The sequence below is a fragment of the Allobosea sp. Tri-44 genome (assembly GCF_004123845.1).
In the GTDB taxonomy this organism is placed as follows: domain Bacteria; phylum Pseudomonadota; class Alphaproteobacteria; order Rhizobiales; family Beijerinckiaceae; genus Allobosea.
In genome coordinates this window covers 377,650-391,217 of sequence record NZ_NBDP01000019.1, presented here as the reverse complement: position 1 = coordinate 391,217, position 13,568 = coordinate 377,650, and the positions used below count along the sequence as shown (strand labels likewise).

9 protein-coding genes are annotated in these 13,568 nt (G+C 66.2%); 2 read left to right on the top strand and 7 right to left on the bottom strand.

Annotated features, from left to right (window positions below):
* Positions 1-34: 34 nt before the first annotated feature.
* The 7 genes from cobS to B6S44_RS14070 all read right to left on the bottom strand — a co-directional run bounded on the left by cobS (position 35) and on the right by B6S44_RS14070 (position 9,449).
* On the bottom strand, positions 35-1,024 hold the full coding sequence (cobS, locus tag B6S44_RS14100; protein ID WP_129157506.1) for a cobaltochelatase subunit CobS: 990 nt from the start codon (positions 1,022-1,024) through the stop codon (positions 35-37).
* Positions 1,025-1,181: 157 nt separating this feature from the next.
* Positions 1,182-2,429 carry a glycosyltransferase family protein gene (locus B6S44_RS14095; RefSeq protein WP_129157505.1) on the bottom strand — a complete coding sequence of 416 codons (1,248 nt, stop codon included), beginning with the start codon at positions 2,427-2,429 and terminating at the stop codon, positions 1,182-1,184.
* A complete protein-coding gene (locus B6S44_RS14090; RefSeq protein ID WP_129157504.1) occupies positions 2,426-3,697 on the bottom strand; it encodes a glycosyltransferase in 1,272 nt (423 codons plus the stop codon). The genes B6S44_RS14095 and B6S44_RS14090 overlap by 4 nt, the downstream gene beginning before the upstream one ends.
* Complete coding sequence (locus B6S44_RS14085; protein ID WP_129157503.1) at positions 3,694-4,359, bottom strand: class I SAM-dependent methyltransferase; 666 nt, start codon at positions 4,357-4,359, stop codon at positions 3,694-3,696. Before B6S44_RS14085 ends, B6S44_RS14090 begins: the two co-directional genes overlap by 4 nt.
* Before the next feature lie 89 nt (positions 4,360-4,448).
* The gene (locus B6S44_RS14080; RefSeq protein WP_164985821.1) at positions 4,449-6,188 is read right to left on the bottom strand and encodes an adenylate/guanylate cyclase domain-containing protein; all 1,740 of its coding nucleotides are present in this window, start codon (positions 6,186-6,188) and stop codon (positions 4,449-4,451) included.
* Positions 6,189-6,264: 76 nt separating this feature from the next.
* The gene (locus B6S44_RS14075; RefSeq protein WP_110489766.1) at positions 6,265-6,714 is read right to left on the bottom strand and encodes a cyclic nucleotide-binding domain-containing protein; all 450 of its coding nucleotides are present in this window, start codon (positions 6,712-6,714) and stop codon (positions 6,265-6,267) included.
* A complete protein-coding gene (locus tag B6S44_RS14070) occupies positions 6,711-9,449 on the bottom strand; it encodes an ABC transporter transmembrane domain-containing protein (protein WP_129157501.1) in 2,739 nt (912 codons plus the stop codon). The genes B6S44_RS14075 and B6S44_RS14070 overlap by 4 nt, the downstream gene beginning before the upstream one ends.
* Before the next feature lie 320 nt (positions 9,450-9,769).
* On the opposite strand from B6S44_RS14070, the gene B6S44_RS14065 reads away from it, so the two are divergent.
* Both B6S44_RS14065 and B6S44_RS14060 read left to right on the top strand, forming a co-directional pair.
* A complete protein-coding gene (locus B6S44_RS14065) occupies positions 9,770-11,653 on the top strand; it encodes an ABC transporter ATP-binding protein (protein WP_129157500.1) in 1,884 nt (627 codons plus the stop codon).
* Positions 11,653-13,566, top strand: a complete 1,914-nt coding sequence (locus tag B6S44_RS14060) for an ABC transporter substrate-binding protein (RefSeq protein WP_129157499.1) — start codon at positions 11,653-11,655, stop codon at positions 13,564-13,566. The genes B6S44_RS14065 and B6S44_RS14060 overlap by 1 nt, the downstream gene beginning before the upstream one ends.
* Positions 13,567-13,568: the final 2 nt, after the last annotated feature.

Sequence of the window (13,568 nt, the reverse complement as noted above, 5' to 3'; positions counted from 1 at the left end):
CGCAAAAGTGGGATCCACTTTTGCGGAACATGCTTCAGCTCAGAACGACGTTGACCGCGCTCTCCGGCAGCTCCTTGCCGAAGGAGCGCTGGAAGAACTCCGCCACCAGCGTGCGCTCCATCTCGTCGCACTTGTTGAGGAAGGTGACGCGGAAGGCGAAGCCGATGTCGCCGAAGATCGCCGCGTTCTCGGCCCAGGTGATCACGGTACGCGGGCTCATCACGGTCGAGAGATCGCCGTTCATGAAGGCGTTGCGGGTCAGGTCGGCGACGCGGACCATCTTGTTGACGATGTCCTTGCCCTCCGGCGAGGCCTGATAGTGCTTCGACTTGGCGAGCACGATCGCGACCTCGTTGTCGTGAGGCAGGTAGTTCAGCGTGGTGACGATCGACCAGCGGTCCATCTGGCCCTGGTTGATCTGCTGGGTGCCGTGATAGAGGCCCGAGGTGTCGCCGAGGCCAACCGTGTTGGCGGTGGCGAAGAGCCTGAAAGCGGGGTGCGGGCGGATGACGCGCTTCTGGTCGAGCAGCGTCAGCTTGCCCGACTGCTCGAGCACGCGCTGGATCACGAACATCACGTCCGGGCGGCCGGCATCGTATTCGTCGAAGACGAGCGCGATGTTGTTCTGCAGCGCCCAGGGCAGGATGCCGTCCTGGAACTCGGTGATCTGCTTGCCCTCCTTCAGCACGATCGCATCCTTGCCGACGAGGTCGAGCCGCGAGACATGGCTGTCGAGATTGACGCGGACGCAGGGCCAGTTCAACCGGGCCGCGACCTGCTCGATATGGGTCGACTTGCCTGTGCCGTGATAGCCCGAGATCATCACGCGGCGGTTATGGGCGAAGCCGGCGAGGATCGCGATCGTGGTGTCGCGGTCGAAACGGTAATCCGAATCGAAGTCGGGAACATGCGCCTCGGGCTTGGAATAGGCCGGCACCTCCAGATCGCTGTCGATCCCGAAGACCTGACGCACGGACAACTTCATGTCCGGCATTCCGGGGGCGGAGGCAGTCGTCGTTGTCATCGTTCTTCTCCGGGCGCAGGACAGGGGCCGGCAGAAGATCCGGTGTCCTGGAGCCGACCGAAAGGGAGGCGTGTGGAACTTCCTTAGATCGAAAGCGGCGGAGCGGCAATTCGCAAGAGGCATGCCGACCCTTCGCCGGCATGCATTCGCGCACGGCTCAGGAGCGGCTTGCGAGCAGTCTTGCTATCGCTGCGACGGTGCCCGCCGCGCCGTCGAGATCGATCCTCGCGGCCGGTGGAGCCCCTCGCGCCAGCGCCGTTTCGATCGCAGCAGCCAAAGCCTGCGGACCTTCGGCAAGGGTCACGACGCGCGCCAGCCCAGCCCGTTCCAGCGCCGCAGCACGCAAGGCCTGCTCGGTCTCGTTGCCTGCATCGAAGGGGATAAACAATGCCGGCCGCCCGGCCTGCAACAGGTCGAGCACCGTATTGTAGCCTGCCTGGCTGACAGAAAGTGCGCAGCCGGCGAGCAGCGCCGGGAAATCCGGCCGTGCCCGTTCGATGACGGCATTGGCCGGAGCCGATTGTCGCAGCCTGGCGAAATCGGTCTCGGCGACGCCGCGGCCGACCAGGAGGTGGAAGGGTCGTGCCGGCAGAAGTCGCGCCGCCGCGAGCACCGCCTCGAACAGCGGCAAGGCTGCCGCCGAGCCCCCGCCGGAGACGAGGATTGTACCAGCCTTCCCCTTTGAGCCCTCATCCTGAGGAGCCATCTCGTCAGAGATGGCGTCTCGAAGGATGCTCCAGGAGGCTCCGAAACCAACTGGAGCATCCTTCGAGACGCCGCTGCGCGGCTCCTCAGGATGAGGGCCGTGTGCTGATGCCGCCAGGTAGCCGGTATAGACCAGCTTGCCGGCGATCTCCGGCGTCATCGGCCAGGAGGCTTTGAGCGGCAGAACGCGCGGATCGCCATGCACGAGCACCGCGTCGAACTGCGTCGCGATCCGCTCGGCTACCTCGGCGAGCCGGTCCAGCCGCTGCGGTGCGACCAGCACATCGCGGATCGACGACAGCACGAGCGCTTGCGGATTGACCACCTTTGCCGCCTCGAGCAGCGCCAGGAACTCGCCCGCAAGCTGGCGCCGGCCGAAGGGGAAATGCTCGGTCACGACGATGTCGGGCGAAAGCTCCTGCGCCAGAGCTGCGAGTTGTTTCCGCCGCGCGGCAAGTCGCTCCGGCGTTGCGGCCTGGCCGCGCTCGTCGAACAGATTGCGGAAATCCGTGCCTTCGGTGCGCACCGGCGGCAATTGCACGAAGCGATAATCCGTCGGCGCCTTGCCGTCCGGCATGCCGCCGCTGGCGAGCGTAACCTCATGTCCCGCCCCGGCCAGCGCCCGTGCCAACTGCCGTGCCCGCACGAGATGGCCGATGCCGAGCAGATGCGTGACCGCGATCAGGATGCGTGCGCTCATGGCGCGCCATCGTCCCTGCCCGCGACGGCCGCCAGCAATGCCCGGTGGACCCGCTCCAGACCGGCCTGCGTCGAGAACTCGGTCCCGAGCCGGGCGAAAGCCGCCGCTCCCAGCTTCCCGCGCCATTGCGGATCGCGGCTCAACCCCTCCAGCGCCTTGGCCAAGGCCGAGACATCGCCCGGCCGCAGCAGCAGCCCCTCGCGGCCATGCTGGACGAATTCCGGGATGCCGGCGAAATCGGTCGCGACGATCGGCAGGGCCTGGCTCGCCGCCTCCATCACCACGTTCGGCAAGCCGTCGCGGTCGCCATTCTCCGCCTGCTTTGACGGCAGCACAAAAAGATCGGCCTCGCGTAGCGCGGCGACCACCGCGTCCTGCGCCTGCGCCCCACGCCACTCGATCCGCGCCGCGATACCAAGCGCCTCGGCCTGCGCCTTCAGTGCCGCAAGCATCTCGCCGCCACCGATATGGACGAGCCGCCAGTTCAGATCCGCCGGCAAGATCGCCAGCGCCGCGAGCAGATCGTCGAAACCCTTCTTCGCCACCGCCCGCCCGATGGTGAGGAAGCATACCGGGTCGACCGGATCAGAACCATCGTGCGATGGACGGGCTTCGGGCGGCGCCGGGAAGCGCGAGAGGTCGAGCCCGTGATAGAGTAGCGCGACCTTATCCGGCCGGTCGGCGAGACGCGCGAGCTCGGCATGGCCGTCGCGGGTACAGGTCACGCCCCAGCGCGCATCGCCGATCTTCTCGCGCTTCTCCCAGTCGGGCGTCGTCCAGATGTCCTTGGCATGGGCGGAGAACGACCAGCTTAGGCCCCGGCTCAGCGCCGCATAGCGGATCACCGAAGCCGGCGTGTGCAGGTAATGGACATGGAGATGCCGGGTTCCAGCCGGCAGTTCACGAGCCATCACGCAGGCCTGGCCCAAGCGGCGCAGCCGGTTGCGCGTGCGGTCGCGGGCGAGGTCGCGCAGGAAGACGCCGAGCAGGCGGGCAATACTCGGTCGCGCAAAAGCGCGGACGATGCCGCGCACGACGCGCGGCCAGTCGTCATGCAGGTATTCCGGCAGATAGTGCAGCGGCGCGATGATCTCGCGATGCATCAGGTGCCGCGCACCATCGGTCGGATGGCGCAGCGACCAGATCGCGAAGGACAGGCCGAGCCGCTGCAGGCCGAGCAGTTCCTGAGCGATGAAGGTCTCCGACAGGCGCGGATAGCCCTTCATCGCGATCGCAACCGCCGGCCCGGTGGGCTCACCCGTGCTCATCTGCGGCCGATCAGCATGAAACGGGTATAGTTCTTCGTCGGCAGCGCGCCAGCGAACCACAGCTCCGACAGCTCGGCCTGCGCCCTGAAGGCCTCGAGCGAGGGCACGCAGCTGCGATGGTCCGGCTCGCGGAAATAGTCGTTCGATTGCAGGAGCAGCGGCAACCCCTCGGGAAGGCTGGCGATCCAGCCGGGCACATCGTCGAGATGCTCGCAGCTGGTGTTGATCACCAGCCCCGGAAGCCCGCCTTCGACACGCTCGAAGTCGAGGCTCAGCATGTCAGCCGTCGCCGCCCGAAAGCGGCCGGTCGCGACATGGCGATGGTTCAACATCTCCGCCACCGGCGCGCAGTCCGGGTCGATGTCGAGGCTGACCAGCTGCGGAATCGTCAGCCGGTCATCGGCCAGGAGCATGGCGCCAAGCACACCATGCCAAGCGCCGAGCACCCAGACAGCCCGATCCGGCTTCGGCAGGACCTCGGCAAGTGTCTCGACCAGCCAGCGCTTGGAGGCGATCTGCTTGGGATTGAAGGCGATCGAGATGTCGGCCCGGACGCCCTTGCCGACCAACCGGGCGAGGTCGGCGACAATCGCATCGCCGGTCAGCGCCGCGACGCCGCGCAGGATGTCGTGCAGCGCCTCGCGGGAAATCTCGTCGGTCATCGAAGCTCTGGGCTGTCAGGCAGATTGTGAAGCGGCCGGACCATAGGCAGGAGCCCTGGCAATTGCCAGCGCCGGCGCGCGGCGCCTGGTTAGCCGGAGCTGCTCCCATCTGTGGCTGTCGGAGTCTTCTCTTTCGCCACTGGGAGCGCGCCTTCAGCTTTTTGCGGCGTGGCCTTGGCGTCCTGATCTCCGTCCGGCCTGGGCTCGCCGGCCGGCGTGCTGCCGAAGCCGTAGACCTGCATCGGCTTGTCGCGCCCCTTGACCGCGATCTTGTGCGGGACGGTGTCGCGGTAGCTGCGTCCTGTCGCGCTCACCGTCTCGGCGGAGACGACGATGTCGGACAAAAGGCGCCGGGTCGCCGCCTCGAGTTGGCTCGCGATCATCACCGTTTCGCCGACCGTGATCTCGCGCCGCCCCATGCTTTCGTTCTCGACCGCTCCGACAATCGTTTGACCGCCATGGATGCCGATGCCGATGCGCAGCGGCAATGGCAGGGCGTTGGCGTATTCGCGATTGAGCGCCTCGACGGCGCGGACCATGTCGCCGGCAGCCGCGATCGCCGCCGCACCTGCGCGCGCCGGCGTTGCCTCCAGCCCGAACACCGCCATCAGCCCGTCGCCATAGATCGCCTCGATCCGCCCGCCATGCGCCGCGATCGCCTGCGACATCTCGTCATAGAAGCGGTTGAGCAGGCTCATCAGCTCATGCGGCAATTGCCGCTCGGAGAGCGCAGTGAAGGCTCTGAGATCCGCGACCATCACCGTCAGCCCCTTCTTGCCGATACGATCATCGGAATCGAGAGCGCCGGTGGGACCGGCACCGCGCTGCTTGGCGGCGAGCAGGATCTGGACCTGGAGGTCGCGCTTCGGCCGGATCTGGCAGGCCAGTCGGACATGATCGCCGGCCGAAATCCGGCGCAGGAGTCGCGCCTCGTTCGGGCCGGGCGGCGGCAGATCATCAGCACCGTCGAGTACCAGCACGCGGCAGGTGGCGCAGCGCGCCCGCCCGCCGCAGAGCGCGGCGTGTGGGATGCCGAAGCGACGGAAGATCTCGAGCAGCGTCGGGCCGGGAACGACACGGCGCACGCCATGCCCGATGAAGCGCACCGCGATCGCACCGAGCGCCCGCGCCCGAAGCTCGCGCAGCACGACGAAGCCGGCGAACCCGCCAATCAGGCCGAAGAAGGCGCGCTTCGCCCAGGTGACCGAGCGGTTGAAGGTATCGATCTGGATCTCGGTATAGAGCTCCGGCGGCAGCGCCATCATCTGCGCCTCCCGTCCAGCCACCGAGAAGCCGATGATGGCCAGCAGCGGCACCAGGATCGCCACCAGCAGGAACGGATCGCGCCAGCGCACATAGGCGTCACGCGCCCGGAAGGTGAAATGCAGGCCGATCACGCCATGCGTCCAGACCAGCAGCAGCAGCAGGCTCTGCGACAGGGCGAGACCAGGCCAGAGTCTGCGCAGGACGGCATGGTAGCTCTCGTCCTGGCCGAATAACGAGCCCTGCACCCGGGTGCCGACGATATGGTCGATCAGGAAGATCGGGATCGCGACGCCGAGAATGATCTGGATTACTTCGCGCGCCGGCATGCGAAAGGTGCGCCGCTGCGCCACGCGCAGCAGGGCGAAGATCGGGTGGATGATGAGCGCCCCGTAGAGCGCGACCGTGCCGATCCAGCTGTGCCAGAACCAGTAGCGCCAGTCCTGCACCGCCTCCATCGTCGCGACGCCAAAAATGCCGAGCGCGTGATTGAGGAAATGCGTGGTCGCGAAGACCATCAGGATGCAGCCGGAGGCGAAGCGCACGTCGCGGCTCAAGGACGACATCTGGTCGAAGCCAGACGCGACGGGCCTGCCCCCGGTTGGCGTGCTCGGAACCGCTGTCATCGGCGCACCCGGCGCTTCAATGTGTCTTCTCGCCGTGCAGGACGGAATCCGCCAGCCGATAGAGCCGCCCGGCCAGATCGCGCGACAGCGCGACGGAGAATTCCGGAATATTGTCGAGCAGCTCGAAGAACAGCGCCCGCGGCAGCCGCAGCGCCACCACGTCGGTCTTGGCGGCAGACCGCGCAGCATTGGTCTGGTTGCAGAGCAGCGGCACATCGCCGATGATGCTGCCGGTCGCGAGCCGGAAGCTCTTCTGCCGTCCGTCGGAGAAATCGTGCGAGAGCTCGACCTCCCCTTCCAGGATGCAGTAGACCTCCTCGGGCTTCGCACCTTCCTCGGTGATCACCGTCCCAGCCGGAAAATAGAGCCGTTCACCCATCAGGGCGAGCAGCTTCAGCCGTGGCCCCGGCAATCCGCGGAACAGGGGGATCGATTTCAGGCAGCCGATATCGCTCTCGAGTGTCATGTCCTTGCCTCGATCGGAACCGCCCCGTTGGGGGGCAGGATCTCGTCCTGCAGTTCGTCCGCCTCGTCGACGGCTCCGCCCTTGTTACTCACCCGGGCCACAGCTCCGTTAAATACGATCTTCTCAGGGATATCGGCAGCCAACCCCTGGTCGGTCAAGAGCAGGAACACAGTCTTGTCCTCGCAATAGCTGCCGATCCGGCGGATCAGGCCGCGAGGATCAGCGCAGGTGATGGCAAAGGCGTCGAGATCGAGCACCAGGATGTCCGGCTGTTTGATCAGCGCCTGGGCCAACGGCACCATCAGGCGCAGGCGCAGCGGCAGCAGCCGGCCGCGCAGGCCGACATCGGTGTTGAGCCCGAGGCGATAAGCCGCCGAGTCGAGCCCGGCGCGTGACAGCGCCGCCCGGGCGATCTCCGCCACCTTGCGCCCGGCATCGGGAACGCCGAAGCCGATGCGCCCGAACAGCAGGTTGTCGCGCACGCTTGCGCCATGGATCACGTCAGCCGGATCGTAGAATTCGATCTCGTCGGCCTTCTCGCCGGGCAGATAGGTCTTGAAGCTGTGCCGGGCGCGCAGCACGCGCCGCCGCAGGGCGATGTCGAGCAGGTTGAGCCGGTGCTTTGGCTCGACATAGCCGAGCGCGAGCGCGACCAGTTCGCGCTGCACCGTCGGGTCGAGCGGGCTGCGGCGATCGTGCCGACGCAGGGCCTCGGCCAGTTCGCCGAGCTTCTCCAGATCGACCTCACCGCCGAAGGCATAGCGCTCGAACAGGACATGGCCCTGCGGCAGGCCGGCGAAGATCTCGACTAGTGTCGAAGCGATGCGTCCGCCGATCTCGGCCAGCGGCTCTTCCAGCGCCTCCGCTTGCAGCACCGAGCGGGCGTAAGCGTCTTCGAGCAGGAATTCGGCCGGCTGACGGCCATTGCGCATGGCGCCGAAGACGAGGTTCTCCGCGATCGTCGCATTGGCGTTGTAGCGCTCGAGATCGAAGGTTTCGATCAGCCCGGCGAGCTTGGTCTTGGTCAGTTCGGCCGCCACCACCTCGCGCGCTTCGATGATGCGCTCGGCCGCGCCTTCCGGGAGCGGGGCGATCACCTTCGCATCGAGACCGAGCTCGTAGATCTCATCCGCGCAGCCGAGCGTGTCGAGGATCGACAGGAGACGCTGCTCGAGCGCCTCCTCTCCGTCGAGACCGGCGCCGTCATAGTCGTTCCAGTCCGCGGCGAAGGACAGCGGCGTGTTCCCCGCGCGCAGCGACTCGATGAAGCGGCGATGCTCCTCCTGATCGACGACCTCGTCCAGCTTCACGACCGGGCGCCTGCGCTTCAGCGGCAGCAGGATGTTGTCACGCAGGGAGCCGTTGATAATTTCGACCTCGGCGCCGGCATAGCCGATGAAGTGGCTCGCGCGTTCGACGCTGATCGCGGAGAGCGGCTCCTTGTCGATCATGACGCGGCCGGCATAGCTCATGGTCTGCCGGCCGAGGATGCGCCCGAGCGTGTCGCGGCCGCCGCCGGCGCCCCCGATCAGCGCTACCGCCCCGGGCCGGTGCAGGGTCAGGCTCAACGGCGCCAGGAGCGGCTGACCGCGATTGTCGACCATCTCGACCTTGTCGAGCCGGATCTCGCCGCGGGACGGCAGCCGCGCGATCTCGCCCTTTTCCTCCAGCGTGACCACCTCGGTCGGGCTGAACTGCGCGATCACCTGCTCGTATTTGATGGTGACGTCGTTGCGCTGCTGCTCCCAGTCGATCAGCTCCTTGATCGGCGGAGGCAGGTCGCGATAGGCCGCGATCACCGCGACCAGCTGGCCGATATCGAGCCTGCCCTGCAGGGCGAAGAAGCCGCCAATCGCATAGAAAAAGAAGGGTGTGACCTGCGCCAGCAAGTTATTCAGGAACTTGACGGCGAATTTGCGCTTGTAGAGCGCATAGCGGATGTCGAACAGCGTCCCCAGACGCCCGGCGATGTCCGACTGGATATAGGAGGTTGCGCCATTTCCCTGAATGGTCGGTCCGGCATCGACGATCTCGCCGATCCGCCCCGCGAGCTGGCGCGAGACGATCTGGCGCTCGCGGCCGAGGCGGAGCTGTTCCTTGCGCAGGATCGGGATGATCACCGCCTGCATCAGCACGATGACCAGCGCGATCGAGCCGAGCCAGACGCTCTGCATCATGATGAAGGCGAGCGCAGTCAAAGCCTGGCTGAGCAGGAAGGCCGGCTGGATGAAGGCATCGCCGACGAAGCTGCCGATCGGCTCGACCTCGTCCTTGATCATGCTCGCGGCTTCGGCCGGCTTGACCGCGCGGATATCCTCCGGCCGAAAGCGCATCAACTGGCTGAACAGGTCGTAGCGCATGCGCCTGAGCATGCGCTCGCCGAGCACGCCCTTTTGCAGGTTGACGATGTATTTGAAGCCGCCGTTGATCAGGACGAGCACAAGGAAATAAAAGCTCAGCGTCAGCAGCAAGCCGAGCTGGCCGACCTTGAAGCCTTCGGAGATCTGGAAGCTGCCGCCACCGAGGAATTCCGGCAGGTGAAGCGCCCAGTCGAACACCGTCGCCGTCGTCTTGCCGTCCTTGAAGGCGCCGCCCTGGATCGCGTCGTTGACGATGCGCTTGGGCACATCGAAGGACAACCAGTTGAACGGGATCGAGACGAGGATCACCAGCAGAACGATGATCTGTTCCCGGCGGCTCTTCTGCCAGACGTAACGGAAGAGGCTTCTCTCCAAGGGGCTTTCCCATCCCGCATCCGGAAGAGCGGAAACTCCGCCGGCTTGTCCCCATATGTGGGCAGTTCACGACGCGGCGCAACATGCGCCGGGACTCGACAAGTCCGGCGATTTCAAGTTCGGTCGAGGCAGGCGGCGCGGGCGGGAACGCCGCCATGTTACGCGGTCGTCATTGATTGGAGACAAGGACGACGGGGACGGAAGGAGAAAGAACCGCACCGTAGTGGGCAAGGCGGCTTCAGCGGCAAATCGATCCGGATGACGGCGCAGATCGTGCCTCCGGCAACATGGACATCAGGGGACGACGGCATCAGCCGCAGATGAATATTCTCGAGATCAACGACCTGAGGATCGGCTTCACCGTTCACGGCTTCGCTCGCGATGTCGTGAAGGGCGTCGACTTCCGCATTCCCGCCGGCAAGACGGTCGCGCTCGTCGGCGAGTCCGGCTCGGGCAAATCGGTGATCTCGCAGGCGATCATGGGCCTCCTGCCGCGGGCCGGCGCCATCACCGGCGGGAGCATCCTGTTTCGTGACCCGCAGATGCCCGATGCCGTGATCGACATCGCCGGCCTGCCCGCCGAGGGCAAGGAGATTCGCGACCTGCGCGGCGGGCGGATCGGCATGATCTTCCAGGAGCCGATGTCCTCGCTCTCGCCGGTGCACACCATCGGTAACCAGATCGAGGAAGCGCTGCAATTGCACCGGCCGGTGCCGAAGCCGGAAGCACGTGCCCTGATCGAGGCGATGCTGAAGCGGGTCGGCTTCAAGGATCCCGTCCGCGCTTTCGACTTCTATTCCTTCGAGCTCTCCGGTGGCCTGCGCCAGCGCGCCATGCTCGCCATGGCTCTGATCTGCCAGCCAGCGCTGCTGATCGCCGACGAGCCGACGACGGCGCTCGACGTCACCATCCAGGCCCAGGTGCTCGACCTGATGCGCGATCTCCAGGCCGAGATGGGCATGGCGATCCTGCTGATCACCCACGATCTCGGCGTCGTCGCCAACATGGCCGACGAGGTCGTGGTGATCTACCATGGCGAGATCATGGAGAGCGGCCCGGCCGAGGACATCTTCCGCCGCCCGCAGCACCCCTATCTCAAGGCGCTGCTCAAGGCCTCGCCGCATTTCGACATGCAGGAGGGCGAGCGGCTGGTCGCCCTGCGCGAGGCTCGCCCACGCGCCCCGGCGACGCCGAAGCCCGCCCCTGCGCAGCAGGCGGTTGAGCAGCGGCCGCCGCTCCTTGCCGCGCGCCATCTGCGCAAGACCTACACGACCAATTCCAGCCGCTTCTTCGGCAAGGGCACGACTTCGAGCGTCGTCGCCGTCGACGATGTCAGTTTCGATATCGAGCGGGGCGAATGCCTCGGGCTGGTCGGCGAGAGCGGCTGCGGCAAGACCACCCTCAGCAAGCTGATCATGCGGGCGCTGACACCGGACTCAGGCGAAATCCGCTTCGACGACGGCAAGGACTGCATCGACCTCCTGTCGCTGCAGGGCGAGGCGCTGCGCAACTTCCGGCCGAAGCTGCAGATGATCTTCCAGGACCCGGTCTCATCGCTGTCGCCTCGCATGACCGTGATGAATCTCCTGCGCGAGCCGCTCGTGATCCACGAGCGTGGCGACGGCGCGCAGCAGAAGGCGCGGGTCAAGGCGCTGATGGATGATGTCGGGCTCGATCAGCGTTTCCTGTCGCGCTATCCGCATTCCTTCTCCGGCGGCCAGCGCCAGCGCATCGGCATCGCCCGGGCACTCGCGCTCGATCCCGAGCTGATCATCTGCGACGAACCGGTCTCGGCGCTCGACGTCTCCGTGCAGGCGCAGATCCTCAATCTTCTCAAAGACCTGCAGGCCGAGCGCGGCCTCACCTTCCTGTTCATCTCGCATAATCTCGCGGTGGTGAACTACATGGCCGACCGCATCGCGGTGATGGCGAATGGCCGCATCGTCGAGCTTGCGCCGCGCCACACCCTCTTCACCGCACCGGTCCACCCCTATACCAAGGCGCTGCTGAAATCGGTGCCCTTCGCCGATCTCGACCGCAAGCTCGACTTCAAGCTCGCGGCTCCCGGCGGCGCCTCCGACACCCGCCACTGGCCGGCGGGCTTCAAGCCCGACCCGGATGGCGAGCCGCTCGCCCATCTTGATCTCGGCGCCGGCCATCTCGTCCTCGCCAAGCCCGGCGCCAATGTCAGGGAGCTCGCCTGATGCGGATCGCGCGCAGGAGCTTTCTTCTCGGAACCGGCGCCGCCCTCGTCGCGCCGCGGCTGGCCTTTGCCGGGGTCGAGACCCTTATCGACAGCCCGGCGCTCGCCGCCAAGGTCTCTGCCGGTGGACTACCACCGCTCGCCGAGCGCCTGCCGAAATCGCCGCGATTGATCGAGGTGGCGGCCATGGGGCGAGCACCCGGCAGGCATGGCGGCACCATGCGCATGCTGATGGGCGACCAGCGCGACATCCGCATGATGACGATCTACGGCTACACGCGCCTCGTCGTCTACGATGACAAGCTCGAGCTCGCGCCCGATGTGCTCGAGAGTTTCGAGGTCGAGCGTGGCCGTATCTTCACCTTGCGGCTGCGCGCCGGCCACCGCTGGTCGGACGGCCATCCCCTCACCGCCGAGGATTTCCGCTACTGGTGGGAGGACGTTGCCAACAACAAGCGGCTCTCCCCGGGCGGGCCACCGCAGGCGATGCTGATCTCTGGTCAGCCTTGCCGCTTCGAGGTCCTCGACGACCTCACGCTGCGTTACAGCTGGGCGGAGCCGAACCCGGTCTTCCTGCCGGCTCTCGCTGGCGCCCAGCCGCTCTACATCGCCATGCCAGCGCATTATCTGAAGCAGTTCCACCAGCGCTATGCCAGCAAGGAAGAGCTCGAACAGAAGATCAAGAGCGCACGCGTCAAGGACTGGGGCTCGCTGCACGAGCGCTTCTCACGCCAGTATCGGCCGGAGAACCCCGACCTGCCGACGCTCGATCCGTGGCGCAACACCACATCGATCCCGGCCGAGCGCTTCACCTTCGTTCGCAACCCGTATTTTCACCGGATCGACGAGAACGGCCGGCAACTGCCCTATGTCGACGAGGTCACGCTGACGATCGGCAGCTCGGCGCTGATCCCGGCCAAGACCGCTGCCGGCGACGCCGACCTGCAGGCCCGCTATTTGCGCTTCGAGGATTATACCTTCCTCAAGGGCGCTGCGAAGCGGATGAACTTCGAGGTCAAGCTCTGGAAACGGGCCGAAGGTGCCTCGTTCGCGCTGATGCCCAATTTGAACGCGATCGATCCGACCTGGCGCGATCTCAACCGCGATGTGCGTTATCGCCGCGCGCTCTCGCTGGCGATCAATCGCCGCGACATTAACCGCGTCATCTATTTCGGGCTCGCCAAGGAGAGCGGCAACACCGCTTTGCCCGAGAGCCCGCTTTATGATGCGGCGCTGGCGCAGCTCAACATGACGCCGGACCTCGCCGAGGCCAACCGCCTGCTCGACGAGATCGGCCTTTCCAAGCGTGACGGCGAGAAGATCCGCGTGTTTCCGGATGGGCGGCGCCTGGAGTTCACCATCGAGACCGCCGGCGCCTCGACCGAGGAGACCGACATCCTCGACCTGATCAAGCAGGACTTCATCGCGATCGGCATCAAGATCCACCCGCGCTCGAGCCAGCTCGACGTCTTCCGCCGCCGCATCCTCGCCGGCCAAACGATCATGTCGGGCTGGACCGGCATGGACAACGCGCTGGTCGCGGCCGAAATGGAGCCCGACGCGCTGGCGCCGACCTCACCCGCCCAGTTCAACTGGCCGCGCTGGGGCCAGTATTTCGAGAGCGGCGGGCGCGAGGGCGAGGCGCCCGACAGTCCGGAGGCAAAGGAGCTCGTTGCGCTTTACAAGGCCTGGCGGCATTCAGCGACCCATGAGGAGCGCCGGGGAATCTGGCAGACGATGCTGAAGATCAACGCCGAGCAATTGTTCACGATCGGCGTGGTCAATGCCACGCTGCAGCCGGTCGTGGTTGCCAAGGCGCTGCGCAACCTGCCTGAGAACGGCCTCTACAGCTTCGAGCCGGGCGCCTTCTTCGGCCGCTACATGCCGGACACGTTCTGGTTCGAGGGGAAGTAGCC

Coding starts and splice junctions, on each gene's coding strand:
- B6S44_RS14080 (WP_164985821.1), bottom strand. CDS start 6,188: ATGTCGTCCTTGAGCCGCGACGTGCGCTTCGCCTCCGGCTGCATCCTG.
- B6S44_RS14065 (WP_129157500.1), top strand. CDS start 9,770: ATGAATATTCTCGAGATCAACGACCTGAGGATCGGCTTCACCGTTCAC.
- B6S44_RS14095 (WP_129157505.1), bottom strand. CDS start 2,429: ATGAGCGCACGCATCCTGATCGCGGTCACGCATCTGCTCGGCATCGGC.
- B6S44_RS14090 (WP_129157504.1), bottom strand. CDS start 3,697: ATGAGCACGGGTGAGCCCACCGGGCCGGCGGTTGCGATCGCGATGAAG.
- B6S44_RS14075 (WP_110489766.1), bottom strand. CDS start 6,714: ATGACACTCGAGAGCGATATCGGCTGCCTGAAATCGATCCCCCTGTTC.
- B6S44_RS14060 (WP_129157499.1), top strand. CDS start 11,653: ATGCGGATCGCGCGCAGGAGCTTTCTTCTCGGAACCGGCGCCGCCCTC.
- B6S44_RS14085 (WP_129157503.1), bottom strand. CDS start 4,359: ATGACCGACGAGATTTCCCGCGAGGCGCTGCACGACATCCTGCGCGGC.
- cobS (WP_129157506.1), bottom strand. CDS start 1,024: ATGACAACGACGACTGCCTCCGCCCCCGGAATGCCGGACATGAAGTTG.